This window comes from Streptomyces sp. AC512_CC834 (assembly GCF_019049325.1).
Lineage (GTDB): Bacteria > Actinomycetota > Actinomycetes > Streptomycetales > Streptomycetaceae > Streptomyces.
In genome coordinates this window covers 308,028-331,039 of the sequence record NZ_JAGMUO010000014.1, presented here as the reverse complement: position 1 = coordinate 331,039, position 23,012 = coordinate 308,028, and the positions used below count along the sequence as shown (strand labels likewise).

The window sequence follows — 23,012 nt, the reverse complement described above, 5'->3', positions numbered from 1 at the left end:
CCTGCCGTGATCAAAATTGGACAACACGACGACGTCATCGACATCGCCTACCTCAATCCCGACCGGCCGCAGTTGGGCATCGAGGTCCTGACGTTCGACGTCCTGCGCCGCCGCATGAAGAGGGCAGTCGCCCGTACCGCGAGCCGGACTGACTTCCACCAACTGCTCCTCGTACGAGGCGGTGAGGCGACGATGATGGTCGATTTCGTCTCTCAGCTCTGTGCACCAGGCAGACTGCTGCATCTGCGGCCCGGCCAGGTCCAGCGGTTCCCGGCCGATGCGGAGGGCCGCCTGGCCGAACTGGATGCCGTGATGGTGCTGTTCACCGCCGCCTTCCCACCGCGCCTGCCTCAGCTCGCGTCCCTCCTCGACGGCTTCGGTCCGCAGGGCTGGACGCTGTCCCCGGACGACCACCAGGTCCTCGACCGGGCCCTGGCCGAGATCGCGGCCGAGTACCACACCCTGCAGCGCCACAGGGAGGACACGGACACGGACCTCACCACCACACTGCTGCGCCAGCTTCTCGGCGCGGTGCTGCTGCGCCTGGCCCGGCTGCCCCATCCGGCCCTTGACGCCTCGGCGAGTATCGGCGGCGAGGTCTTTTGTGCCTTCCGGTACGAGCTGGAGCGCTCCTTTGCCGTTACCCGCTCCGTGCAGAGGTACGCCGACCGACTCGGCTACTCACCACGCACCCTGACCCGGGCCTGCCAGGCCGCCACCGGCCGCACCGCCAAAGAACTCATCGACGCCCGCGCCGCCCTGGAGGCGCAGCGCCTGCTCGTGCACACCGACCTGCCCGTCGCAACGATCGGCCGAATGCTCGGATTCTCCGAACCCGCCAACTTCGGGAAGTTCTTCACCCGCGAGACCGGCGACACCCCCGGCGGTTTCCGCAGCCGCTGGCGCTAGCCAAGAACCAGTGCAGCACGCAGCCAGGCCAGGAACCGGCCGGCCGACCGCCGTTTCGGCAGCCGCCACGGCCAGGCAGATGCCGCGGTCGGAGCAGGTCGTCGCCTCCTATCAGCAACGGCCTGCCGGGAGTTGGCGGCCTGGGCGACGAAGGCCCGGCTGGAGCGGGCCCGCGTGGCCCATTACGGCTCCGGTTGGCCCCGGAGGGCTACGGCTTCCCGGAGGCTTTGACAGAACGGATGCCTGCGGCTGCCAGCAGTACCGCAGTCAGGGACCACGCGGGGACACTGCTCGACGGATACAGGACAACAGCCCACCAGGCGTGGCTTCCTGCCGGGCCACGTCCCGCGACGATGCTGGCGATCAGCAGCATCATGCCCGTGGCGATACCTGATGCGCTGTTGCCCACCTGGGCGATCAGGAGACCGACGCAGGTCAGCAGTATTACGTTGCGGGCGGTGTCGAAGCCTGTGACGAAACCGGCTGCCAGACACAGAGCGAATACGGACGCCACGAATGCCGCATCGATCACGGCGACAGCAACTACAGCGGTCCGTTCGATGTGATCGGCGCGTCGATTGAGGCAGTACAGGACCGCGGAAGACACCAGCAGTGGAGTGAAGTAGGCCAAGGGCGCGACGCCACTGCCGTTGAGAGCGGGCAGTTCGATACTGCTCGTTCCCGAAAGCTGGCATATCACCGTCATCAGGATGATTGCTGCAGCCGCGGTCCACCACTTCCGCACTGCTGTCACATAGAGCCTCACCGCGCCCCCCGCACCGTGCAGGCATGGTTGAGGACCTGCTGCGTGAACCAGGCGGACTGCTGCTTCACCGGTTCATCGAAGACAGGACCCACCAGGCCCCACAACTGCGGATCGGTTCCCTTGCGTATCTCATCCTTATCGCCTGCAACGGCAGTGGCCCATACGACTTCTGGAGCGGACGGGCCTCCGCATGACTGTTTTCCATGCTGAGCCGCGGTTCCCTCGACAGCCGATATTGCCATGACATCGGCGGCCGTGTGGTAGGCGGCTTGCTGGTGAACGGCAGGGAGTGACCAGTGCAGCCGCCATACGCCCGGTGTGAGCTTCACTGACGGCGAGAGGATTTCCATACGCTTCGGCTGTGTGACGCCGGCGGCGACCAGGGCGCTGAGCGGACCTTGGGTGCTGTTGCGGATCTGCGGAATGTAGGAACGGTACTCCGGTGGAACGCAGATCTGCGGGGCGGTTCCGGAACATACGGAATCAACGGCACGGACGGTTGCCGGGTTGCCGAACCCCCATCCACTGACTGCGGCGTGTCCGACGACGAGTGCTGCTGCGGCGACAACTGCACCGACTGGGAGGAAGATACGGCGGGAGCCGGGACGGGTGAGGAGCCATGCGACAGCCATAAGACAGCCGGTGAAGATCCATGGCACGAAGTAGATTTCGGGCTGGTGGACATCGGTGATGGTGGATGTTCCGTCGATGAACCCGCCGAGGTGCCTCAGCCATGCGTTGGACATGGCATGTGGCATCGTCAGCCAGGCCCAGCACAGGGCTGCTGCTGCTGGTGCGGCAATACTTCTGGGGAGACGTCCGCCGACGTACCAGCCGATCACGGCCCACTCGGCAGGGATGATGATCACGTGTGCCAGTGCGGTCCATCCGGCACCGGAAGGAAATACTCCGGTATTGATCCGTGCCAGTACGACGGCGAGCAAGAGAAGTGCGGCTCCCAGTGCGGCGGCGGGAGCACCGATGAACACCATCAGCGACCATCGTGACCGTGCGGATGTGGTCAACATGTGGCGTATGTGCCGCATGCGCCCCGAGTCCCATGCGGCACATGCCGCGACGGCCGGAGCGATGGTGGCCAGAGCGTAGATCGTGCTCTCGCCCGACTCGACTCCGTAGTGCGATGGAACGGTGGACACCGCACTCTGCATGTACAGGTACACGAACAGGGCGGCCGGCAGGACGACCCATGGGGCCGCCGAACGCCGCAACTGATGCCAGATGATCACCGGGATCCTCCTTCGAGGACAGCGGTGTAGGCGTCTTCCGCAGCGCGTTCCGAGTGGCTCTGAGTGCCCGATTGAGCGAGAAACGAAGGAACAGATCCGCTGAACAGAACCTTTCCCCCATGAAGTACTACGACGTCGCTGAAGGCTTCGCTGATGTCGGCGATGTCATGGGTGGAGACGATCAGATGTGTTTCGTTCCGCAGCGATGCGATGAGCTGGAGGAAAGACCTCCGCTGTTTCGGATCGAGTCCTACGGTGGGTTCGTCAAGGAGCAGGACCTTGGCGCGGTGAACGAGGGCCTGAGCAATTGCGACCCGCTGCTGCTGCCCGCCGGACAGATCGCTGACCCTCCGGTCCGCCTGCTCAGCAAGGCCAACACGCTCCAGTGCCTCGCCGGACGCGCTCGACGCGTCGCGCTGCGCCATGCCCTTGAGCCATCCCGCGTAGGTGACGTGCTGACGGCAGGTCATCCCCGAGAGGAACGACGGCTTCTGCGGGAGCCACGCCACTGATGCGCGGTAGGCCGCGGACTGTTTGCGGTTCCACGCGCTCAGGCCGTCGAATGTCACGTCTCCGGACCGTGGGCGCAGTGCGCTCGCCCCGAGCGACAGAAGTGTGCTCTTGCCTGCTCCATTGGGTCCGAGGAGAACAGTGGCTCCGGAAGTGAAAGCCAGATCGAGGCTCTGGATGACGTCATCACCTCCCCGGTAGCGGAAGGTGCACTCGCGGAAGGTGAGAGTCATGGAGGGCCTTTCTGTGCGCCGGGTCCCGCCGCACAGTGTGCGGTGGGACCCGGCGAAGTACCGATCAGTAGTAGACGGTCAGCGAAGAGACCGACACGGGGCGTAGACGTTGGCCCTGTAGTCGATCACGAAGTGATAGTCGCCACTGCCGTGACCGTTCCACGTGCCACTTGATGTGGCACCGGACTTGAAGCAGTTGGTGAGGATCTCCCATCCGGTGAGGCGAGGAGACCGGTTCCCGGTCCGCCGGGCCGACCGCGTTGGTCAGCGCTTGTGCCAGGCCCCCGCAGAAGGTGCACTGGACCAAGGCCGACGCCGCCCAGCGCGGCGAGCTGGCCCGTACGGTGGCCGCCCTCGACGGGTTGCACGTCGTCGCCGTCGGCGCCCCGGTGAGACCGCGCCGACAGGAGCGGGCCCGCGCGCACTGTCTGAACCTGTGGTCTGCGAGCTGCACGGCTTCGGGGTGGAGCACCTGTGCATGGAGGCCCGTGACCAGATCCTCAACGCCCGCGACGTCGCTACCGTTCAGCAGGCCCGGTACGCGCTGCCGAAGGACGCCGTCTTCCGCCTGGACCATCTGCCCGGCGCGGCCGAGCCGCTGCTGTGGGTCCCCGACGTCGTGGCCGGCGCGGTGCGGGCGGAGAAGCTGGGAGAGCCGCGGTACCGCGAGATCCTCGGGGAGCGGGTCATCGACTTCCCCGTCGAGGTGCGCTGAACGGGCCCCAGACATGCGCCAGGCCAGGCTCCCGGTAATGCCCCAGGTCACCTGGCCCCACGTCTTCCAGGGGCCCACGACCCCTGACGTCCCTACCAGGCTACCGCGATCGGACGCACCACCGGAAGCGCAGCGCGCCCGGCTCGGCCGTGTCCGTGAGACCGGAGCACAACGCGCTGAACTGCGAAAAGGTACAGCAGGACGACCAACTCCAGACTCCGGCCGACGACGGGCGCCCGGCTCACCCCGCTCGTCGCGGCAGGCGTCGGAGGAGGAGGCCGGTGATCAGCGCGAGGGCGATCAGGAACCAGGAGCAGCCGATCAGCGCCTGCGTGAAGTCGGTGACCGACATGGACGCCGACGCGTCCTGCGGGTCGGCTCCGAGCAGGGCGACGAAGAGGGTGCCGAAGACGGCGACGCCCAGGGAGATGGCCGCCTGGTTGACGGTGAGCAGGACGGCGGATCCCGCGCCGGCGTCCTGCTCGGGGACGGTGGCGAGGATGCTGCCGACCAGGGGGGCCGCGACGATCCCCCCGCCCGCGCCGGCGACGAGCAGCGCCGGAGCCATGGCGAGTGCCGCGAGGGGCGCGGGCGACGCGGGGCCGGGCAGCAGGGTGACGATGAGGAGGAGGTAGCCGGCCGCCATGGCCGCGGCGCCTGCGACGAGCACGTTCCTGCCGTGCCGGGCGACCAGTTTCCGGCCCGCCATCGATGCGGCGGCGAACCCGATGCCGAGCGGCAGGAAGGCCGTGCCCGAGGCGAGCGGCGACAGGTGCATGCCCTCTTGGAAGACGTAGGCGAGGAGCAGGAACAGTCCGTAGTTGCCGCTGTAGAAGGCGACGACGACGGCCAGGCCCAGGCTGAAGCCGCGCTTGCGCAGGAGGGAGGGTTGCAGGAGAGGCGAGCCGCCGGACCGCGCGCATCTCTGCTCCACGCGCCACAGCGCGGCCAGCGCCAGCGCCGAGCCCGCGAACGACGGCCAGATCCACAGGGGCCAGCCGCCCGCCTGGCCCCGGATGAGCGGGTAGATGAGCAGCGTCATGGCGATCGCGGTCAGCACCAGGCCGGGAACGTCGAGTTGGCGGCGCGGTCCGGGCCGGGACGCCGGGAGGAGGACGGCGGCGCAGGCCGCGGCGACCAGGCCGACCGGCACGTTGACCAGGAACACGGAACGCCAGCCCAGGCCGAGGACGTCGAGGTTGAGCAGCAGCCCGCCGAGGAGCTGCCCGGCGATCGCGCCCAGTCCCATGGTCGCGCCGTAGCGGGCCAGGGCCCGGGGGCGTTCCTCCGGCGGGAAGACGGTCTGGATCAGTGCGAGGACCTGGGGGAGCATCAGGGCCGCGGCCAGCCCCTGGCCGATGCGCAGGACGACCAGTACGTCGACGTTCGGTGCCAGCGCGCACGCCGTCGACATCGCCGCGAATGACAGCAGGCCGGTGATGAAGACGCGCTTGTGCCCGTAGGCGCCGCCCAGCCGCCCTCCGGTGGTCAGGCCGACGGCGTAGGCCAGCACGTATCCGCTGATCACCAACTGGATGTCGGAGAATCCCGCCCGCAGATCACGCTGGATGGAGGGGGCGGCGACATTGACGATCAGCACGTCGAGGATGCCCATGAACGTGGCGGCGAGCAGCACGGCCGACGCACCTCGCCGTGGCAGGTGCCGCACGTGCCCGGAACTGCCGGCGTCCATCTCCGCTCCCTTCACCGGCCGTCACATCCCCGACGACTATCACCCGCGCGGCGGTGAACAGGGAGCACGCAGGTGTGGCGGCCCGGAATTCCGCCGGAACGCGGTAGGCGTCCCGGCGGAATCGGCGAATCGGCGAATCGGTGAATCGGCCTAGGCGACCGGTGAGGTCGGTCCCACCAGTTCCGTCAGGACGTCCTCCATCGTCACGAAGCCCAGGACCGCGCCCGTCTCGCCGGTGACCGCGGCGAGGTGGCTGTCCTCGGTGCGCAGGGCGGTGAGGGTGTCGTCGAGCGGGGTGTCGATGCGGACGCGGGTGACCCGGTGCAGGGCCGTGCGCGGGAAGGGGCTCTCGCGGTCGGTGAGGCCCAGGGTGTCCTTGATGTGCAGGTAGCCGAGCACGGTGCCGCCGGGGCCGGTGACCGGGAAGCGGGAGTAGCCCGCGTCGGCGGCCATGCGTTCCAGCTCCGCCGGGGTGACGGTGTGGGCGACCGTGCGCATCTTCTGGGCCGGGACCAGGATCTCGCCGACCGGGCGGGTGCCCAGCTCGAGCGCGTCGCGCAGGCGCTCGCCGTCGGCCGGGGTGAGCAGTCCGGCCTCGCTGGCGTCGACCACCATGCGGGCCAACTGGTCGTCGGTGAAAACGGCCTCGACCTCGTTCTTCGGCTCCACCCGCAGCAGCTTGAGGAGCGTGTTGGCGAAGGCATTGATGCCGAAGACGACCGGCTTCAGGGCCCGGGTGAGGGCGACCAGCGGCGGGGCGAGGAGCAGCGCGGTGGTCGCCGGGGCGGCCAGCGCGATGTTCTTCGGGATCATCTCGCCGATCAGCATGTGCAGGTAGGTGGCGAGGGCCAGGGCGATCGCGAAGGCGATCGGGTGGACCAGTGCGTGCGGCATGTGGACCGCCTCGAACACCGGCTCCATCAGGTGCGCGATGGCCGGCTCCGCGACCGCGCCGAGCACCAGCGAGGAGACGGTGATGCCGAGCTGGGCCGTCGCCATCATGGCCGACAGGTGCTCCAGACCCCACAGGGTCATCCGGGCCCGCTTGTCGCCCTCCTTGGCACGCGGCTCGATCTGGCTGCGGCGTACGGAGATCAGGGCGAACTCGCCGCCCACGAAGAACGCGTTGGTCAGCAGCGTCAGGGCGCCGATGAAAAGCTGTACGACGGTCATCGGGCCGCCTCCGGCTCCCGGTCGGCCGACGCGGCCGACACGGCCTGCGCGGGCGCGGTGACGCGAAGGCGGTCGGCGCGGTGGTGCTCGACGTCGAGGACGTCGAGGCGCCAGCCGTCCAGGTCGATGACGTCGCCCTTGGCGGGGATGCGCGCCAGGTGGGTGGCGACCAGTCCGGCCAGGGTCTCGTACGGCCCGTCCGGCGCGGTCAGGCCGATGCGCTCCAGGTGGTCCAGGCGCAGCGAGCCGTCGGCCTCCCAGGCGGCGCGGCCGTCCGACTCGGCGGGGGCGGGCAGCAGGTCCGGTATCTCGACCGGGTCGTGCTCGTCGCGGACCTCGCCGACGACCTCTTCCACGATGTCCTCGACGGTCGCGACGCCCGCCGTACCGCCGTACTCGTCGATGACGACGGCCATGGTGCGGGTGCGGCGCATGCGCTCCAGGAGACGGTCGGCGGGCAGGCTGTCCGGCACGAGGAGGGGCGCGGTGGCCAGGTCGGTGACCGCGGTCGTCCGGCGGCGGTCCGGCTCCAGGGCCAGGACGTCGCGGATGTGCACGGTGCCGATGACCTCGTCCAGGCTGTCCCGGTAGACCGGGAAGCGGGACAGGCCGGTGGCGTGCGAGAGGTTCGCGGCGTCGGCGGCGGTGGCGTGGGCCTCCAGGGCCTTGACGTCCACGCGCGGGGTCATGACGTTCTCCGCGGTCAGCTCGCTCAGGTGCAGGGTGCGCACGAACAGCTCCGCCGAGTCCGCCTCCAGGGCGCCCTCGGCGGCCGAGTGCTGGGCCAGGGCGACCAGTTCCTCGGCGCTGCGGGCGGAGGCCAGCTCCTCGGCCGGTTCCAGGCCGAAGCGGCGCACGAACCGGTTCGCCGTGTTGTTCAGGTGCCGGATGAAGGGGCCGAACGCGGTGGTGAAGCCGCGCTGCGGGCCCGCGACGACCTTCGCGACGGCCAGCGGGCGGGAGATCGCCCAGTTCTTGGGGACCAGCTCGCCGACGACCATCAGGACGACGGTCGACAGGACCACGCCGAGCACGGTCGCCACCGTCGGGGCGGCACCGCCCAGGCCGATCGCCGTCAGCGGGCCGCGCAGCAGCACGGAGATCGACGGCTCGGCCAGCATGCCGATGACCAGCGAGGTCACGGTGATGCCGAGCTGGGCGCCGGAGAGCTGGAGAGTCAGGGACCGTACGGCCCTCAGGGCGCCGTCGGCGCCGCGCTCACCGGACTCGGCGGCCCGCTCCAGGTCACCGCGCTCGACGGTGGTGAGGGAGAACTCGGCCGCGACGAAGAGCGCGCAGGCCAGGGTGAGCAGGAGGGCCAGCAGGAGCAGCAGGACCTCGGTCACCGTGCCACCCCGCTTCCCTCACGCGCATACAGGGGCACTGGCGGGCCGACCGTGGCACGGCCGGTACTGGGAGGCTCCATTACGGAACGGGACTCCTTAACGGGGTGGTGGGGGCCGTCGCCGGCCGCCCGAGGTTTCCCTCACATAGTAAAGGTCGAGCAAAGAGATCGGGAGTCTACGGACGCCCGCGCTTCTACTCGTGTGTAGAGAACGGCCCGGTGGTTCCGGTTGTTCCCGCGGCTCCGGCGACGACGAGGGCTGATAACTTCTACATCACTGTAGATATTCACCTCTCCCGACCCGTACGGAGTTCTCATGGCCCTGTGGGACCGCTTCAAGGAGTCCGCGTCGCAGATGCAGACGCAGCTCGTGTCGAAGAAGAACGACCTCAAGAGCGGCGCCTTCCGCGACGCGAGCATGGCGATGTGCGCGCTGGTCGCCGCCGCCGACGGAACCGTCGACCCCTCGGAGCGGCAGCGGGTCGCGCAGCTCATCTCGACCAACGAGGTGCTGGCGAACTTCCCCGCCGACGACCTGCGCCGCCGGTTCGAGGACAACCTGGACAAGCTGACCGCCGACTTCGCCTTCGGCAAGGTCGGCATCCTCCAGGAGATCGCCAAGGCGAAGAAGAAGCCCGCCGAGGCACGGGCCGTGGTGCAGATCGGCATCGTGATCGGCGGCGCCGACGGGGACTTCGACAAGGACGAGCGGGCCGTGGTCCGCGAGGCCTGCTACGCCCTGGACCTGCCGCCGCACGAGTTCGACCTCTGACACCTCGGCCCCCGGACATGCCATGCCGTAGATTCCGTGTGTGGGCCCGTGCCGCGGGCCCGCACCGTACGTCCACCAGGGGAGCGCCGTGTTCGGACTGAGCGAGCTCGCGATCATTCTCATCATCGTCGCGGTCGTCCTCGCCGCCAGGAAGCTCCCCGAGCTGACCCGCTCGGCGGGCAAGTCGGCCCGCATCCTCAAGGCCGAGGCCCGCGCGGCGAAGGACGCGGACGAACCGGGGACGCCACGGGTCATCCAAGGGGAGACGGTCAAGCGCGCGGACCCCGGAAACGAGACCGAGACCGGCACCGAGACCGGCACCGGAACCGAGACCGGCACCGGCACCGGCACCGGCACCCAGAGCACGCCCCAGGGCTGAGCGCCTCCCGCCTCACGCGTCGGGCTCGCGGTCACTGGCGCGGGTGCGGTGCGGGCCCAGCTCGCGCAGGACCTCGCCGAGTTGCGCGGCGGTGAGCGGCGCCGCCGGCAGGGGCGGGGCGGGTGCGGTGCGCAGGCCGCCCAGGAACAGGGCGAGCGGGCGCCGCCAGGCGTCCGGCACGGTCGCGGCGTCCGGCACGTCCGCAGCGGTCGCAGCGGTCGCGGCGGTCGCGGCGGTCAGCGCCGGTACGGCACGCCCGAGCGCGGCGAGCCCGAACAGTACGTCCTCGGTGGTGACGTCGGCGCGGACGGTGCCCTCGTCGCGGCAGCGGCGCAGCAGCGAGTCCACGGTCCGGCGGTTGTGCTCGTGCACGGCCTCCAGGCTGTCGACGCCCCGCAGACGGGTGGTCATGAGGTCGTTGGAGCCGCGGTCGGCGGCCAGCGTGCCGAAGACGACCTCCAGATAGGCGGTGAGGCCCGCCCACGCGTCCGACGCCCGCCTGGCCCGCTCACCGGCGTCCATCGTGCCCGTCAGCGAGTCGCGGAACACGGCGTCCACGAGCGCGGCGCGGGTGGGGAAGTGGCGGTAGAGCGTCGCGTTGCCGACCCCCGCCCGGCGCGCGATCACGTCGAGCGGCGCGTCAAGACCGTGCTCGGTGAACACCTCGTGGGCCGCCTCCAGCAACAACTCCCGGTTGCGCCGCGCGTCGCGTCGCTGCCGGGGCGCTCCGTCGCGTGCGCCGACGGTCATCCTCACCCTCCGGGCCGTACGAACCGGGGAGTGCTCCCCGCGCTTTCCGTGCCGATGCTATCGTCGCCGTAAACGGGGAGTACTCCCCACTTCAGCCGCCGACACCCGGGAGGCCCCATGACCGCGCCCACCCTCGAGGAACTGGCCGCCCTGCGCGCGGAAGGCGCCGTGCACCGGGTGCACGTGCCGGGCAGCGGGGAGAGCCGGCTGGTCGTGACGCGCGACGCGGCGCGGGCCGCGCTCACCGACCCGCGGCTGAGCAACGACATCCGGCACTCCGCGTCCTGGCACGGCGACGGCGGGCACGCCATCGGCCACAACATGCTCCAGAGCGACCCGCCGCTCCACACCCGGCTGCGCGCTCTGGTCGCCGGGCACTTCACACCGGGCCGGATCACCGCCCTGCGCCCCCGGGTCGAACGCGTCGCGGGCGACCTGCTGGACGCGCTGCCGCGAACGGGCACGGCGGACCTCGTCGACCGGTACGCGCTGCCGCTGCCGGTCACGGTGATCTGCGAACTGCTGGGCATCCCGGAGGCCGACCGCGGCGGCTTCCACACCTGGTCGAACGAGCTGGTCATGCCCACCTCGCCCGAGACGGCGGCCTCGGCTGCCGCCGGCCTCACCGGCTACCTCACCGACCTCACCGACCACAAGCGCCGCACCCCGGACGACACGCTGCTCAGCGACCTGGTCGCCGCCGAGGACAACGGCGTCCTCACCGCCGAGGAACTGCTCGGCATGGCCTTCCTCATCCTCGTCGCCGGACACGAGACGACCGTCAACCTGATCTCCGCCACCGTGCACAGCCTCCTCACCCACCCCGACCAGCTCGCCCGCCTGCGCGCCGACCCGGACCTGACCGAGAACGCCGTGGAGGAGTCGCTGCGGTACAACTCCCCCGTCCATTCCTCCGCGTTCCGCTTCGCGGCCGAGCCGCTGGAGCTGGCGGGCACCCGGATCGAGGCCGGCGAGTCGGTGCTCGTCTCCCTCGCCGCCGCCTCCCGCGACCCCGGCCACTTCCCCGACCCCGACCCCGACCGCTTCGACATCGGCCGCCGGGCGCGCGGCCACCTCGGTTTCGGCCACGGCCTCCACCACTGCCTCGGCGCCCCGCTGGCCCGCGTCGAGGCCGCCGTCGCCGTACGGCTGCTCCTCGAACGGCACCCCGCGCTCGCCCTCGCCGCCGACCCGGCGACGCTCACCTGGCGGACCAGCACCCTCCTTCGGGGCCTGGCGGAACTGCCGGTGCGCCTCGGCTGAGACGGAGGGCGGCGCGACGGCCGGTGTCAGGAGGTGGCGGCCGGTGTCAGGAGGGATCCTGCGGTACGGCGGACAGCAGGCTGTGCACGATCGGGCCCGCCGAGCCACCGCCGGTGACGCCCTCCTCGACGACGACCGCGACGGCGACGTTGCCGCGGTGCGCGACCAGCCAGCCGTTGTTGTCCTGGTCGTCGGAGACCTCGGCGGTGCCGGTCTTCGCGCCGACCTCGCCGGGCAGGTCGGCCAGGACGTGCGCGGTGCCGTCGGTGACGGTGGCCCGCATCAGCTCGCGCAACTGGCTGACGACCTTGCCGGGAAGCGGCTCGGTGCGCGTCTTGTCCTCGTTGCCCGCGGTGACGGACGGCTGGTGGAACTCGCCGGACACCGCGGTCGCCGTCACGGACGCCATGATCAGCGGGTTCGCCTGGACCCGGCCCTGCCCGATCATCGACGCCGCCTTCTCCGTCTCGTCCTTGGGCGCCGGCACCGAGCCGTCGTACGTCGGGATGCCGATGTGCCACTCCTGGCCGACCCCGAAGTAGGTGCGGGCGACCTTGCCCAGCTCCCCGTCGTCGAGCTTGCCGCGCAGGCTGATGAACGCGGTGTTGCAGGACGCGGTGAAGTCCTTGCGGAAGGTGGCGCCGGGGTACTCGGAGGTCTCGACGTTGTGGAACTCCTTGCCGACCGTCAGGTACTTGGGGCAGTCCACGACGTCGTCGGGCTCGACCGCGCCCTTGAGCAGCAGGGCGCTGCTGGTGACGATCTTCCAGGTGGAGCCGGGCGCGTAGGTGCCGGAGGCGGCACGGTTGAAGCCGGAGGAGGGGGAGTTGGCGAGGGCGAGGACCTCGCCGTTGTCGACGCGCAGGGCGACGAGGGCGGCGTTCTTGCCGTCGGCCTCGGCCAGGGCCTTCTCGGCGGCGGACTGCCAGGTGGCGTCCAGGGTGGTGCGTACGGGTTCGTCGGTCTTCGCCGGGTCGGGCTTCTTGCCGAAGGACGCCTCGGTGCGCACGGTCTCGCCGCTGGTGCGGTCGATCAGCTCGACCGCACCGCGCGGACCGCCGCCCCGGCTGCCCGCGAGCCGGTCCAGCAGGGGGGTCAGGGACGGGTACTCGCCGCCCGAGAGGGAGGTCCCGGCGCGGTCCGTGACCTTCGGCGGGGTCGTCTCCTCACGTTCCAGCCGGAACTTCTCCGTGTCGGTCAGCCGCGGGTGCACCAGGGACAGCCGCCAGTCCACCTTCCAGCCGCCGTCGTCCTGTTCGCGCAACGGCAGCCGCGACTCGTACGTCCAGGTGCCCAGGCCGGTGACGGGCATCCGGGCGGTGAAGGGGACGCCGAGCGTGCCGTCCTCGGCCTCCTTCGCCCCCTCCCCGGCCGTCAGTTTCGGTTCGTCGATGTCGAGTCCGGCGGTGAAGCTCTGCAGCACCTCCTGCGCCTTGTCGGGGCTGGTGGTGCGGCCGGCCGCGCTCGGCAGCCGGCCCGCGGCCCAGTCGGCGAGGAACGCGCGCGCCTGTTTCATCGCGGCGGGGTCGGGTCCGTCGTCGCCGCGCGCGAAGGGGCCGAACCCGGCGGCGTACGAGCCGCCCGCGGCGATCACGAGGACGACGCCCACGGCGGCGACGGCCCGCACACCGTTGCGGGGCCTGCGGCGGCGAGGAGAGGTGACGTATGGGCTGTCGGGCATGGAAGGTCCTTGTCGGGTCGGGTCAGCGGCTGTGGTTGGGGCCGGAGCCGGTGAGGAAGTCGAGGATCGTGTCGGTGGCGTTCAGGGCCTTGCTGACGGGGCCGAATCCCTCGGGCGGCGGAACGGTCGAACCGGGCCAGGTGTGGCCGGCGTCGTCGGCGACGAGGAGCTGCACGGTGGCGGCCGGTTCGTCCTGGGCGGCCTTCAGGCGCCAGACCGTGCGGTCGTAGCCCTTCTCGCCCTTCGTCACCGGGTCGCCCGCGCCGCCGACGGCCGCGAAGGCCTCCGCGGTCTCCCGGGCCGACAGAGTCGGCAGGATCGGCTCCTCGGGGTCCGGTGGCGGGGAGGGCAGTCCCGCAAGGGGCCGTACGGGGTCGTCGGCGCCGTAGACGACCATGACGGGGACGGGACCCGTGGGCGTCACCGCGGCGTCCCCGGAGGGCAGTTGACCGGAGACCGAGGCCGCGCCCGCCAGCAGGCCGGGACGCTCGGCGGCCATGCGCAGGGCCATCGAGCCGCCGTTGGAGAAGCCGGCGACGTAGACCCGCCCGGGGTCGGCCCGCTCGGTGCGGACCAGGTGCCTGATCAGCTCCTCGGTGAACCGCACGTCCAGGTCGGCGTCCGGGCGCTGCTCCGTCGCCCGGGTCCCTGCTCCCCAGCCGTGGTCGAGGCCCTCGGGGAAGGCGACCAGCATGCCGCGCGCGGCTGCCGCCTTCTCCAGCCGGGTCTTCTCGCGCAGTTCTTCGGCGTCGGCGCCGCGGCCGTGGAAGGCGATGACGAGGGGCCTCGGGCCGTCGTCGGCGACGGCGGCGGCGGCGGCGGCGGGCCGGTGCAGGAGGTACTGGCGGGTGCGGCCGTCCACGCGAAGCTGTGCGCGGACCTCCGGAGACGGAGACGGAGACGGAGACGAAGCCGCCGTGCCGCTGGCGGAGCCGCTCGCCGGTGGCGCCGCGTCCGGGCGGTCGGCGTCGGTGGCGCAGCCGGCCAGGGGGAGCACGAGGGCGAGGCCGAGGGCGAGGGCGCCGGGCCACCGGGCGCGGGCTCGGGCGCGGGTGCGGGTGCGGAGCGCGAGGTCACGGAAGGAGCGCATGCCCCGAGGAGAGCAACCCCGCCAGGCCCCTGTCCAAGATTCATATGGATGTCGGATCGATCAATCCCCGATATGATTACTGCTCGTGGACCTGGTGCGGCACCTGGAGTGCTTTGTGGCTGTTGCAGAAGAGTCACACTTCGGACGTGCCGCCACCCGTCTCGGCATGGCCCAGCCACCCCTGTCGCAGCGCATCCGGCGACTGGAGGAGGAGTTGGGCGTCCGGCTCTTCGAGCGCACCAGCCGCCAGGTGACGATCACCGAGGCGGGCACGCTGCTGCTCACCGAGGCCCGTGAACTGCTGGCCCGCGCCGAGTCGTTGCGGACCGCCGCGCGCCGCGTCCGGGACGGCGAGAGCGGCCTGCTGCGCGCCGCCGTGTCCCCCGACATCTCCGGCGAGACCGTCGCCGCCCTGCTGGCGGACTTCCGGCGCCGCCACGCCGGTCTCGAGCTGGAGCTGCACGAGCTGACCACCGCCCAGCAGCTCGCCGGTTTCGCCGCCCACGAGCTGGACGTCGGCCTCATCCACCACCCGTGCGACGTCACCGGCCTGGAGCTGGGCCCGGTGCTGCGCCGCGACCTCGGCGTCCTGCTGCCGCGCGGCGCCCCGCAGGCGGAGCGGACGGAGGTGCCGCTCGCCGCCCTCACCGGCTACGACCTGGTGCTCTTCCCGCGCGACGACGCCCCCGCGGTCTACGACGACCTGCTCACCGCCTGCGCCCGGGGCGGCTACACGCCCGCCGCCGTACGGCACGGCCAGGGCGCCGGCTTCGTACGCGGCCTGGTGCTGTCGTCCGGGGCCGTCGCCCTCGGCCCCCGCGACACCCGGCTCGTGACCCCCGGCGACCAGGACCTGGTCTGGCGCCCGCTGGCGGGGGCCCCGCCGACCTGGCGGCACTCCGCGGCGTGGCCCAAGGGGCGCGGCGACGCGGCCGTCGGCGCCTTCGCGGACGCGGCCACGCACGCCCTGCGCACCACGGCCGACGCGCACTCCGAGGCACCCGCCCGGCCACTGCACCTTCGCCCGGCATCGGAGTACTGGCTTTGACCGACACCGCCACCTTCGGCCACCGACCGGTGCGGCCCGCCGCCGTCGGCATCCACCGCCGTCCCCCGGCGTCCCTCACCCGACCACGACCCGCTTGTCGCGCGCTCGACGGCGCACTGCGGGAAGCGCGTGCCCGGGCCGGCGTGTGCGTCGCGGCAGCCGCTCGGCCGGTGAGCCCTCGCCCGGCACCGGAGTCGGCATCGACATCGGCATCGGAGTCGGGGTCCGATTCGGAGTCGGAGTTCCGGTCATGACCGACACCGCCACCGCCACCGCCGCCCGTCTGGACGCGGCCTTCGCCGACGCCGGGGTCACCGGGTGGCTGCACGCCGTGGACATCGACTCGGGGGCACAGATCGCCGCCGGGGCGGACCGGCCGGTGTGCACGGCCAGTGTCCACAAGCTGTGCGTGCTCGTCACGCTGCACGAACAGGCGGCGGCCGGGGTGCTGGACCTCACCGAGCAGGTCGAGTGCCCGCCCGCCGGACGCACCCCGGGGCCCACGGGGCTCGCGGCCATGCTCGACCCGGTCCGGCTGTCGCTGCGCGACGCCGCGTACCTGATGATGTCCGTCAGCGACAACACCGCCGCCGACCTGCTGCTCGGCCGGGTCGGTCTGGACGCCGTCAACCGCACCACGGCCCGGCTCGGCCTCGCCCGGACCCGGGCGGTGTACGGCTTCGCCGAGATGCTGGGCACCATGCGCGAGGACGCCGGACCCGACGGCGCCCAGGCCCTGGCCGACCCGCACGTCATCACCCGGCTGCGCGCCCTGGACCCGGCCCGCACCAACCACAGCACCCCGCGGGACATGACCCGCCTGCTCGCCGCCCTGTGGCGCGACGAGGCCTGCCCGCCCGAGTACGGGGCCGCCGCGCGCCGCATCATGGGCCTCCAGGTGTGGCCGCACCGCCTGGCCTCGGGCTTCCCCTTCGACGACGTGCACGTGGCCGGGAAGACCGGCAGCCTGCCGACCCTGCGCAACGAGGTCGGCGTCGTCGAGTACCCCGACGGCGGCCGCTACGCCGTGGCCGTCTTCACCCGCACCGCCCACACCGCGGCGGTACTCCCGGCGGCGGACGCGGTGATCGGCACCGCGGCCCGGATCGCGGTGGACGCCCTGCGGGCACCGTGACCGAGCACCGTGACCGGGCACGTGACCGGGCACGTGACCGGGCACCAGCCGGAGAAGATCACTAAGCCATATCGGGCGCTTTCCGGCATTTGGGGGTACATAATCAGAACATGAGTACGGCAACGTATGTACTGCTGGCCGCGCCCTCGGGCGCGCTCAAGGTGACGGTGGTCTTCATCCTCGGGCTGGTGATCGCCGGCGCGTTGATCTGGGCCGTACGCATGGGCATGCGGGTCATGGACCGCGAACCCGACCGCCCCCGTGCCGACGAACAGCCCCACCTCCCGGACGGCGGCGCCGTCCGCGAGGAGCGGGAGATGCGCGAACCCGACGAGATCCCGCTGAACGAGAACGGAAGCCCACGGCTCATGCCCTACGAGCTCCACCACTCGGGCAGCCGCCGCGGCGACGACCAGAAGCGCCGCCGCTGGCTGCCGGGGTCGAGCGGATCCTTCGGCAGCGGCGGACCGGGGCGCGTCTGAGCCGCCCGTACGGCGGTACACCGGAGGGCGTGCGCACGCCCTCCGGCCCACAAGTGCCCCACCAGGTCCTTGGAGGCGAAGACATGACCGGTACCGGAAGGCCCGCACGCGCGGTGCGCCGCTGACGGTGATGGGCGACCCCGGCGCAGGCACCGGCGACGGCACGGGCGACGGCACCCCCGACCCCGCCGCCTTCACGGACGAGGTCTACGCGGCCCGCATGGACCGGACCGCGTACGAGGCCGCCGCTCTCGGGCTCGCCGGTGTACTGGTCACCCCAGGCACCGACCTGGTCTGGCTGTGCGGCTACCGGCCCACCGCCGCCGCCGAACGCCTCACCCTCCTCGTCCTCGCCGCCACCTCCCAGCCCCGGCTGCTGGTACCGACGCTCGACCGACCGAACGCCGAGACCGCACCCGGCGCGAGCGCGCTACGCGTCTCCGACTGGTGGGAGGGCCAGGACCCCTACGCCGCGGCGGCCGGACTGCTGCGCCCGCACGGCCGGTACGCCGTCTCCGACGCGACCTGGGCACTGCACCTGCTCCGCCTCCAGAAGTCCCTGCCGCTGGCCGCCTTCCAGCCGCTGTCCGCCGTACTGCCCATGCGGCGCGCGGTGAAGGACGAGCACGAGGTGGCCCGGCTGGCGGCCGCGGCCGCGGCGGCGGACGCCGCGTACGAGGAGATCCTGGGACTGCGCTTCGGCGGGCGCAGCGAACGCGAACTGGCCGCCGACCTGGGCAGACTGCTGCGCGAGCACGGCCACAGCCGGGTCGACTGCACGGTGGTCGGCTCCGGACCCCACGGCGCCGACCCGCGCCACCGGCCCGGCGACCGGGTCATCGGGGACGGCGACATGGTCGTCCTGGACTTCGGCGGGCTCAGGGACGGCTACGGCTCCGACACCGCCCGCACCGTCCACGTCGGGGCGCCGACGGACGAGGAGCGCCGGGTCCACGAGACCGTCCGTGCCGCGCAGCGGGCGGCCTTCGGGGCGGTGCGGCCCGGGGTGTCCTGCCAGGAGGTCGACCGGGCGGCCCGCGCCGTGATCGAGGAGGCAGGCCACGCCGGGCACGTCGCGCACCGCACCGGCCACGGCGTCGGCGTCACCACCCACGAGCCGCCCTACCTGGTGGAGGGCGAGGAGCAGCCGCTCGAACCGGGCATGTGCTTCTCCATCGAGCCCGGCATCCGCCTGCCCGACCGCTTCGGCGTCCGTATCGAGGACGTCGTGACCTGCACGGAGGACGGGGGCCGGCGGCTCAACACCACCTCGCACGAACTGGTGATCGTGCACTGAGCGGACCGGGGGGCCGGGGGGCCGGACCGTGCCGGACCGGACGAAACTCGCTCGCGGCCGCGTCCGGCCCCCGGTACCGTCGCCGCCATGAAGCGCGCCTGCCCGTTCTTGATGACGACGCCGGGGAACGTCCCGGCGCGCTGACTGCTGACCAGAAGTCCGAAGCCCCGGGGCGAGCGCCCCGGGGCTTCGTCGCGCGGTGCTCGTCCTGTGGGACCCGTTCCCGAGGAGACCACCGTGCACGACCACGACCACGACCACGACCATGGCAGCGGCCGCGACCACGACAGCGGCCACGACCACCGGCGGCTCGGCCGCGAACTGGGACTGTTCGACACCGACCCCCTGATGGGCGCGGGCCTGCCGTACTGGCTGCCCGACGGTGCGATCGTCCGCCACACCCTGGAGGAGTACGTCCGCGAGGCGGAGCGCCGGGCCGGCTACCGGCACGTCTACTCGCCCGTACTCGGCAAACGCGAGCTGTACGAGATCTCCGGGCACTGGGAGCACTACCGCGACGACATGTTCCCGCCGATGGAGCTGGGCGCCGAGGAGGTCGTGCTGCGCCCGAGCCTGTGCCCGCACCACGCCCTCGTGTACCGCTCCCGCTCCCACAGCTACCGCGAACTGCCCCTGCGGATCGCCGAGCTGGGCGCCATGTACCGCTCCGAGCCCTCCGGCGTGCTCGGCGGGCTGACCCGCGTACGGGCCATCCACCTCAACGACGCCCACATCTTCTGCACCCCGGACCAGGCCGCCGACGAGGCCCGCGCCGCCCTCGGACTCATCCGCCGCGCCCACGCCGACCTCGGCATCCGGGCCGCTCGGTACCGCCTGTCCCTGCCGGGTCCCGGCGGCAAGTACGTCGCCGACCCGGAGCTGTGGCGGCGGGCCACCGCGCTGCTGGAGGAGGCCCTGGACGGAGTGCCGTACGAGGCGGTGGAGGGCGAGGCCGCCTTCTACGGGCCCAAGATCGACGTGCAGATCGAGGACGCGGCCGGGCGCGAGTCCACCCTGTCGACCGTCCAGATCGACTTCCACCAGCCCGAACGCTTCGGCCTGCGCTACATCGGCCCCGACGGCTCCCGGCACCGCCCGGTCATGGTGCACCGCAGCGTCATCGGCAGCGTCGAACGGGCGGTCGCCCATCTGATCGAGGCCCATGGCGGCGCGTTCCCGGCGTGGCTGGCACCGGTGCAGTTGGTGGTGCTGCCGGTCGCCGAGGCGCAGCAGGACCGGGCGTACGACCTCGTGCGGCGCGCCGGTGACCAGGGGCTGCGCGCCGAGGTCGCCGGCCCCGAGCGGGGCAGCCTCGGCGCCCGGGTCCGGGCGGCGCGGAAGGTGCCGTACCAGGTGGTGATCGGCGCCCGGGAGGCAGCGGGCGGCGACCTGGTCGACGTACGCCTGCGAGACGGCCACCGCCCGGGCCAGGTGCCCGGCACCGAGCTGCTGCACCGCATCGCCGACCGGGTCCGGGCACGCGGCCCGGAGCTGTGGCCATCCGCCTGAGCGCGCGTACGGTCACGACACCCGCCCACCCCGGCGGATCACCGACCCCGGTCCGGCAACACGGCCCCGAGCCGTGGGAATCCGCCTGAGCGCGCGTAGGGTCACCGGCACCGGCGCCCCCGCGAAGCACAAGGAGACCCCGCCGTGACGACCCCCTCCGACCAGCAGCAGACCATCCCGGTGATCATCGACTGCGACACCGGCGTCGACGACGCCCTGGCCCTGCTGCTGGCGGTCCGCCACCCGCGTCTCGACCTGCGCGCGGTCACCTGCGTGGCCGGGAACACGGACGTGGAGGGGGTCGTACGGAACACGCTGACCGTGCTGGAGCGGGCCGGCGCCCCGGACGTCCCCGTCGCCCGGGGCGCCGAGCGCCCGCTGATCGAGGCCGTGCGCACCGCCCGGCACGTGCACGGGCACGACGGCATGGGCGACCTCGGCCTGCCCGCCCCCACCCGCACCGCCACCGCCGCCGACGACGACGTGGACGCGGTGACGCTGCTGCGCCGGGAGATCCTCGCCTCCCCGCGCCCGGTCACCCTGATCCCCACCGCGCCGCTGACCAACATCGCGCTGCTGCTGCGCACCCACCCCGAGGTCACCGGCAACATCGAGCGGATCGTGTTCATGGGCGGCGCCGTGGCCACCGGGAACGCCACGCCGGTCGCCGAGTTCAACGTCTGGCACGACCCGGAGGCCGCCGCGATCCTGCTCACCGCCGGGGTGCCGATCACGATGTACGGGCTGGACGTGTTCGAGCGGGTGATCGTGCCCGGCCCGGACGTACGGCGGCTGCGCGCGAGCGCCGAGCCCGGCACCCGGCTCGCCGGCGAGCTGCTCGCCCACCGCGGCCCGGCCACCGACGCGTCGGACCCCGGCGGCGGCCTCGGCGACGCGGGCGCGGTCTGCGCGGTGATCGACCCGGAGGGCCTGACCACGCACCGGCTGCCCGTCGAGGTGTCCCTGGCGCCCGGACCGGCCCGCGGCCAGACCCTCGTCGACCGCCGCCGCCGCGTCGGCGAGTCCGAACTGCACGAGGGCATGCGCGAACAGCCCCTGGTGGACGTGGCATTGGACGTGGACGTGGCCCGGTACGTGAAGCTGTACCTGGGAACGGTCGAGCGCACGGAGGCGTAGCCCCCGGCGCGTCGCGGGCGCACGGGTTCGCTTTTCGGGTGATCTGGACAGATCTAACAGATCCGACCCAAGAGACCGAACCAAGAGATCCGATCCAACAGATCCGACCCAACAGTTCCGCTCGTGTCGCCCGCACGCATCGCGAAGGAGACGAGACCGCGTGACCGTACGCAGCACCAGCACCAGCAGCGCACCCGACCTGTCCTCCAAAGACCCCAACTGGTGGCGGCAGGCCGTCATCTACCAGGTCTACCCCCGCAGCTTCGCCGACGCCGACGGCGACGGACTCGGAGACCTCCGCGGCGTCACCCAGCGCCTGACCCATCTGGCCGCTCTCGGAGTCGACGCCCTGTGGCTCAGCCCCTTCTACCCCTCCGAACTCGCCGACGGCGGCTACGACGTCGACGACTACCGCGACGTCGACCCCCGCCTGGGCACCCTGGACGACTTCGACACGATGGCCGCCGAGGCCCACCGGCTGGGCCTCAAGGTCATCGCCGACCTGGTCCCCAACCACACCTCGCACCGCCACGTGTGGTTCCGCGAGGCCCTCAACGCCGGCCCCGGCTCCCCGGCCCGCGACCGCTACGTCTTCCGGGACGGCCGGGGCGAACACGGGGAACTGCCACCCACCGACTGGCAGTCCGTCTTCGGCGGCAGCGCCTGGAAGCGGGTGCCCGACGGACAGTGGTACCTGCACCTGTTCACCCCCGAACAGCCCGACCTGAACTGGGAGAACGAGCAGGTCCGCACCGACTTCCGCACCACGCTGCGGTTCTGGTCGGACCGGGGCGTCGACGGCTTCCGCGTCGACGTGGCGCACGCGCTGGTCAAGGACCTGGCCGAGCCCCTGCGCGACCTCGGCGCCCCCGAACTGAGCGGCGAGGCGGCCCTCGCGGACTTCGCGCCGGGCACCCACCCGTTCTACGACCGCGACGAGGTGCACGAGGTCTACCGCGACTGGCGCAAGATCTTCGACACCTACACCCCGCCCCGCACGGCGGTGGCCGAGGCCTGGGTCCCGGGCGCCCGGCGCGCGCTGTACGCCCGCCCGGACGAACTGGGCCAGGCCTTCAACTTCGAGTATCTCCAGGCCGGCTGGGACGCGTCCGAGCTGCGCGAGGTCATCACCGGCTCGCTGGCCGACGCCCACGCCGCCGGTGCCTCGGCGACCTGGGTGCTGTCCAACCACGACGTCGTCCGCCACGCCACCCGCCTGGTCCTGCCGCCAGACACCGACACCGACGCCTGGCTGCTGTCCGGCGGCCACGCACCGGCCGTCGACCGGGAGGCAGGCCTGCGCCGGGCCCGCGCGGCGACCCTGCTGATGCTGGCGCTGCCCGGCTCGGCGTACGTCTACCAGGGTGAGGAACTGGGCCTGCCCGAGGTGGCCGACCTGCCGACCGAGGTCCTCCAGGACCCGATCTGGGAGCAGACCGGACACGTCCGCAAGGGCCGCGACGGCTGCCGGGTACCGCTGCCGTGGACCACGGACGGGCCGTCGTACGGCTTCGGCGCGGGCGCGGCGTGGCTGCCGCAGCCGCCGGACTTCGCGGCGTACGCCGTCCAGGCCCAGGACGGGGTGGCGGGCTCGACCCTGGAGCTGTACCGCACGGCCCTGCGGCTGCGCCGCAAACTGCTCGACGGCGAGTCCCTGACCTGGGCGGACGAGGCCCCTGCCGGGGTACTGCGGTTCGACCGCTCGGACCGCTGGCGCTGCGTCACCAATCTCTCCGGCGCCACGGTGGACCTGCCGGCCGGGGAGGTCCTGCTGTCCAGCGCACCGCTGGAGGACGGCCGGCTCGGCCCGGACACGACGGCGTGGCTGGGGCTGTAGCCGGTGCTGTAGCCGGGGCTGTAGCCGGTCCCGGCCCGCCA

Annotated in this window: 21 protein-coding genes; 12 read left to right on the top strand and 9 right to left on the bottom strand. The window is 72.2% G+C overall.

What is annotated here, in order from left to right; translation table 11 throughout:
- The first annotated feature begins 6 nt into the window (after positions 1 to 6).
- Positions 7 to 909 carry an AraC family transcriptional regulator gene (locus tag KUM40_RS05535; RefSeq protein ID WP_217163414.1) on the top strand — a complete coding sequence of 301 codons (903 nt, stop codon included), beginning with the start codon at positions 7 to 9 and terminating at the stop codon, positions 907 to 909.
- A 208-nt stretch (positions 910 to 1,117) separates the two neighbouring features.
- Here the strand turns inward: KUM40_RS05535 and KUM40_RS05530 are convergent, their stop codons facing one another.
- The 3 genes from KUM40_RS05530 to KUM40_RS05520 are packed head-to-tail and all read right to left on the bottom strand — an operon-like array spanning position 1,118 to position 3,665.
- The gene (locus tag KUM40_RS05530) at positions 1,118 to 1,675 is read right to left on the bottom strand and encodes a hypothetical protein (RefSeq protein ID WP_217163413.1); all 558 of its coding nucleotides are present in this window, start codon (positions 1,673 to 1,675) and stop codon (positions 1,118 to 1,120) included.
- Positions 1,672 to 2,922 carry a hypothetical protein gene (locus tag KUM40_RS05525; protein ID WP_217163411.1) on the bottom strand — a complete coding sequence of 417 codons (1,251 nt, stop codon included), beginning with the start codon at positions 2,920 to 2,922 and terminating at the stop codon, positions 1,672 to 1,674. The genes KUM40_RS05530 and KUM40_RS05525 overlap by 4 nt, the downstream gene beginning before the upstream one ends.
- Positions 2,919 to 3,665, bottom strand: coding sequence for an ABC transporter ATP-binding protein (locus tag KUM40_RS05520; protein WP_217163409.1), 747 nt, complete (start codon positions 3,663 to 3,665; stop codon positions 2,919 to 2,921). Before KUM40_RS05520 ends, KUM40_RS05525 begins: the two co-directional genes overlap by 4 nt.
- Positions 3,666 to 4,143: 478 nt before the next feature.
- On the opposite strand from KUM40_RS05520, the gene KUM40_RS05515 reads away from it, so the two are divergent.
- On the top strand, positions 4,144 to 4,380 hold the full coding sequence (locus KUM40_RS05515) for a hypothetical protein (protein WP_217163407.1): 237 nt from the start codon (positions 4,144 to 4,146) through the stop codon (positions 4,378 to 4,380).
- A 241-nt stretch (positions 4,381 to 4,621) separates the two neighbouring features.
- On the opposite strand, the gene KUM40_RS05510 is transcribed toward KUM40_RS05515, so the two are convergent.
- The 3 genes from KUM40_RS05510 to KUM40_RS05500 all read right to left on the bottom strand — a co-directional run bounded on the left by KUM40_RS05510 (position 4,622) and on the right by KUM40_RS05500 (position 8,592).
- Positions 4,622 to 6,073, bottom strand: a complete 1,452-nt coding sequence (locus KUM40_RS05510) for an MFS transporter (RefSeq protein ID WP_217163405.1) — start codon at positions 6,071 to 6,073, stop codon at positions 4,622 to 4,624.
- Between the two features lie 150 nt (positions 6,074 to 6,223).
- Positions 6,224 to 7,246, bottom strand: coding sequence for a hemolysin family protein (locus KUM40_RS05505; protein WP_217163403.1), 1,023 nt, complete (start codon positions 7,244 to 7,246; stop codon positions 6,224 to 6,226).
- Positions 7,243 to 8,592 carry a hemolysin family protein gene (locus KUM40_RS05500; protein WP_217163401.1) on the bottom strand — a complete coding sequence of 450 codons (1,350 nt, stop codon included), beginning with the start codon at positions 8,590 to 8,592 and terminating at the stop codon, positions 7,243 to 7,245. The genes KUM40_RS05505 and KUM40_RS05500 overlap by 4 nt, the downstream gene beginning before the upstream one ends.
- A gap of 315 nt (positions 8,593 to 8,907) precedes the next feature.
- Here KUM40_RS05500 and KUM40_RS05495 point away from each other — a divergent pair, with 315 nt between their 5' ends.
- Both KUM40_RS05495 and KUM40_RS05490 read left to right on the top strand, forming a co-directional pair.
- Positions 8,908 to 9,363, top strand: a complete 456-nt coding sequence (locus tag KUM40_RS05495) for a tellurite resistance TerB family protein (RefSeq protein ID WP_217163398.1) — start codon at positions 8,908 to 8,910, stop codon at positions 9,361 to 9,363.
- An 88-nt stretch (positions 9,364 to 9,451) separates the two neighbouring features.
- Positions 9,452 to 9,742 carry a twin-arginine translocase TatA/TatE family subunit gene (locus KUM40_RS05490; RefSeq protein WP_217163396.1) on the top strand — a complete coding sequence of 97 codons (291 nt, stop codon included), beginning with the start codon at positions 9,452 to 9,454 and terminating at the stop codon, positions 9,740 to 9,742.
- A 12-nt stretch (positions 9,743 to 9,754) separates the two neighbouring features.
- On the opposite strand, the gene KUM40_RS05485 is transcribed toward KUM40_RS05490, so the two are convergent.
- The gene (locus KUM40_RS05485) at positions 9,755 to 10,492 is read right to left on the bottom strand and encodes a TetR/AcrR family transcriptional regulator (RefSeq protein ID WP_217163395.1); all 738 of its coding nucleotides are present in this window, start codon (positions 10,490 to 10,492) and stop codon (positions 9,755 to 9,757) included.
- A 117-nt stretch (positions 10,493 to 10,609) separates the two neighbouring features.
- On the opposite strand from KUM40_RS05485, the gene KUM40_RS05480 reads away from it, so the two are divergent.
- Complete coding sequence (locus KUM40_RS05480; protein ID WP_217163393.1) at positions 10,610 to 11,755, top strand: cytochrome P450; 1,146 nt, start codon at positions 10,610 to 10,612, stop codon at positions 11,753 to 11,755.
- Between the two features lie 46 nt (positions 11,756 to 11,801).
- Here KUM40_RS05480 and KUM40_RS05475 read toward each other — a convergent pair whose 3' ends face one another.
- Both KUM40_RS05475 and KUM40_RS05470 read right to left on the bottom strand, forming a co-directional pair.
- Positions 11,802 to 13,436, bottom strand: a complete 1,635-nt coding sequence (locus tag KUM40_RS05475; RefSeq protein ID WP_217163391.1) for a penicillin-binding transpeptidase domain-containing protein — start codon at positions 13,434 to 13,436, stop codon at positions 11,802 to 11,804.
- A gap of 22 nt (positions 13,437 to 13,458) precedes the next feature.
- Positions 13,459 to 14,526 (bottom strand): PHB depolymerase family esterase, encoded by a 1,068-nt coding sequence (locus KUM40_RS05470; protein WP_217163388.1) that lies wholly within the window; start codon positions 14,524 to 14,526, stop codon positions 13,459 to 13,461.
- Positions 14,527 to 14,611: 85 nt separating this feature from the next.
- Between KUM40_RS05470 and KUM40_RS05465 the strand changes: the two genes are divergently transcribed.
- The 7 genes from KUM40_RS05465 (at position 14,612) to KUM40_RS05435 (ending at position 22,971) form a co-directional block, all read left to right on the top strand.
- The gene (locus KUM40_RS05465; protein ID WP_217163386.1) at positions 14,612 to 15,574 is read left to right on the top strand and encodes a LysR family transcriptional regulator; all 963 of its coding nucleotides are present in this window, start codon (positions 14,612 to 14,614) and stop codon (positions 15,572 to 15,574) included.
- A 250-nt stretch (positions 15,575 to 15,824) separates the two neighbouring features.
- Positions 15,825 to 16,709 carry a serine hydrolase gene (locus KUM40_RS05460; protein ID WP_217163385.1) on the top strand — a complete coding sequence of 295 codons (885 nt, stop codon included), beginning with the start codon at positions 15,825 to 15,827 and terminating at the stop codon, positions 16,707 to 16,709.
- Positions 16,710 to 16,819: 110 nt separating this feature from the next.
- The gene (locus KUM40_RS05455; RefSeq protein ID WP_217163382.1) at positions 16,820 to 17,191 is read left to right on the top strand and encodes a DUF6479 family protein; all 372 of its coding nucleotides are present in this window, start codon (positions 16,820 to 16,822) and stop codon (positions 17,189 to 17,191) included.
- Positions 17,192 to 17,321: 130 nt separating this feature from the next.
- A complete protein-coding gene (locus tag KUM40_RS05450) occupies positions 17,322 to 18,488 on the top strand; it encodes an aminopeptidase P family protein (protein WP_217163380.1) in 1,167 nt (388 codons plus the stop codon).
- A 237-nt stretch (positions 18,489 to 18,725) separates the two neighbouring features.
- Entirely contained in the window at positions 18,726 to 19,997 is a 1,272-nt protein-coding gene (gene thrS, locus KUM40_RS05445; RefSeq protein WP_217163378.1) for a threonine--tRNA ligase, read from the top strand.
- Positions 19,998 to 20,141: 144 nt separating this feature from the next.
- Positions 20,142 to 21,134: a nucleoside hydrolase gene (locus KUM40_RS05440; protein WP_217163376.1), complete on the top strand. Its 993-nt coding sequence runs from the start codon at positions 20,142 to 20,144 to the stop codon at positions 21,132 to 21,134.
- A 160-nt stretch (positions 21,135 to 21,294) separates the two neighbouring features.
- Positions 21,295 to 22,971 (top strand): glycoside hydrolase family 13 protein, encoded by a 1,677-nt coding sequence (locus KUM40_RS05435; RefSeq protein ID WP_217163374.1) that lies wholly within the window; start codon positions 21,295 to 21,297, stop codon positions 22,969 to 22,971.
- Positions 22,972 to 23,012: the final 41 nt, after the last annotated feature.

Excerpts from the sequence above, each read along its gene's own strand:
- KUM40_RS05450 (WP_217163380.1), top strand. The coding sequence starts at position 17,322 with ATGGGCGACCCCGGCGCAGGCACCGGCGACGGCACGGGCGACGGCACC.
- KUM40_RS05475 (WP_217163391.1), bottom strand. The coding sequence starts at position 13,436 with ATGCCCGACAGCCCATACGTCACCTCTCCTCGCCGCCGCAGGCCCCGC.
- KUM40_RS05505 (WP_217163403.1), bottom strand. The coding sequence starts at position 7,246 with ATGACCGTCGTACAGCTTTTCATCGGCGCCCTGACGCTGCTGACCAAC.
- KUM40_RS05510 (WP_217163405.1), bottom strand. The coding sequence starts at position 6,073 with ATGGACGCCGGCAGTTCCGGGCACGTGCGGCACCTGCCACGGCGAGGT.
- KUM40_RS05520 (WP_217163409.1), bottom strand. The coding sequence starts at position 3,665 with ATGACTCTCACCTTCCGCGAGTGCACCTTCCGCTACCGGGGAGGTGAT.
- KUM40_RS05455 (WP_217163382.1), top strand. The coding sequence starts at position 16,820 with ATGAGTACGGCAACGTATGTACTGCTGGCCGCGCCCTCGGGCGCGCTC.
- KUM40_RS05485 (WP_217163395.1), bottom strand. The coding sequence starts at position 10,492 with ATGACCGTCGGCGCACGCGACGGAGCGCCCCGGCAGCGACGCGACGCG.
- KUM40_RS05470 (WP_217163388.1), bottom strand. The coding sequence starts at position 14,526 with ATGCGCTCCTTCCGTGACCTCGCGCTCCGCACCCGCACCCGCGCCCGA.
- KUM40_RS05495 (WP_217163398.1), top strand. The coding sequence starts at position 8,908 with ATGGCCCTGTGGGACCGCTTCAAGGAGTCCGCGTCGCAGATGCAGACG.
- KUM40_RS05460 (WP_217163385.1), top strand. The coding sequence starts at position 15,825 with ATGACCGACACCGCCACCGCCACCGCCGCCCGTCTGGACGCGGCCTTC.
- KUM40_RS05515 (WP_217163407.1), top strand. The coding sequence starts at position 4,144 with ATGGAGGCCCGTGACCAGATCCTCAACGCCCGCGACGTCGCTACCGTT.
- KUM40_RS05480 (WP_217163393.1), top strand. The coding sequence starts at position 10,610 with ATGACCGCGCCCACCCTCGAGGAACTGGCCGCCCTGCGCGCGGAAGGC.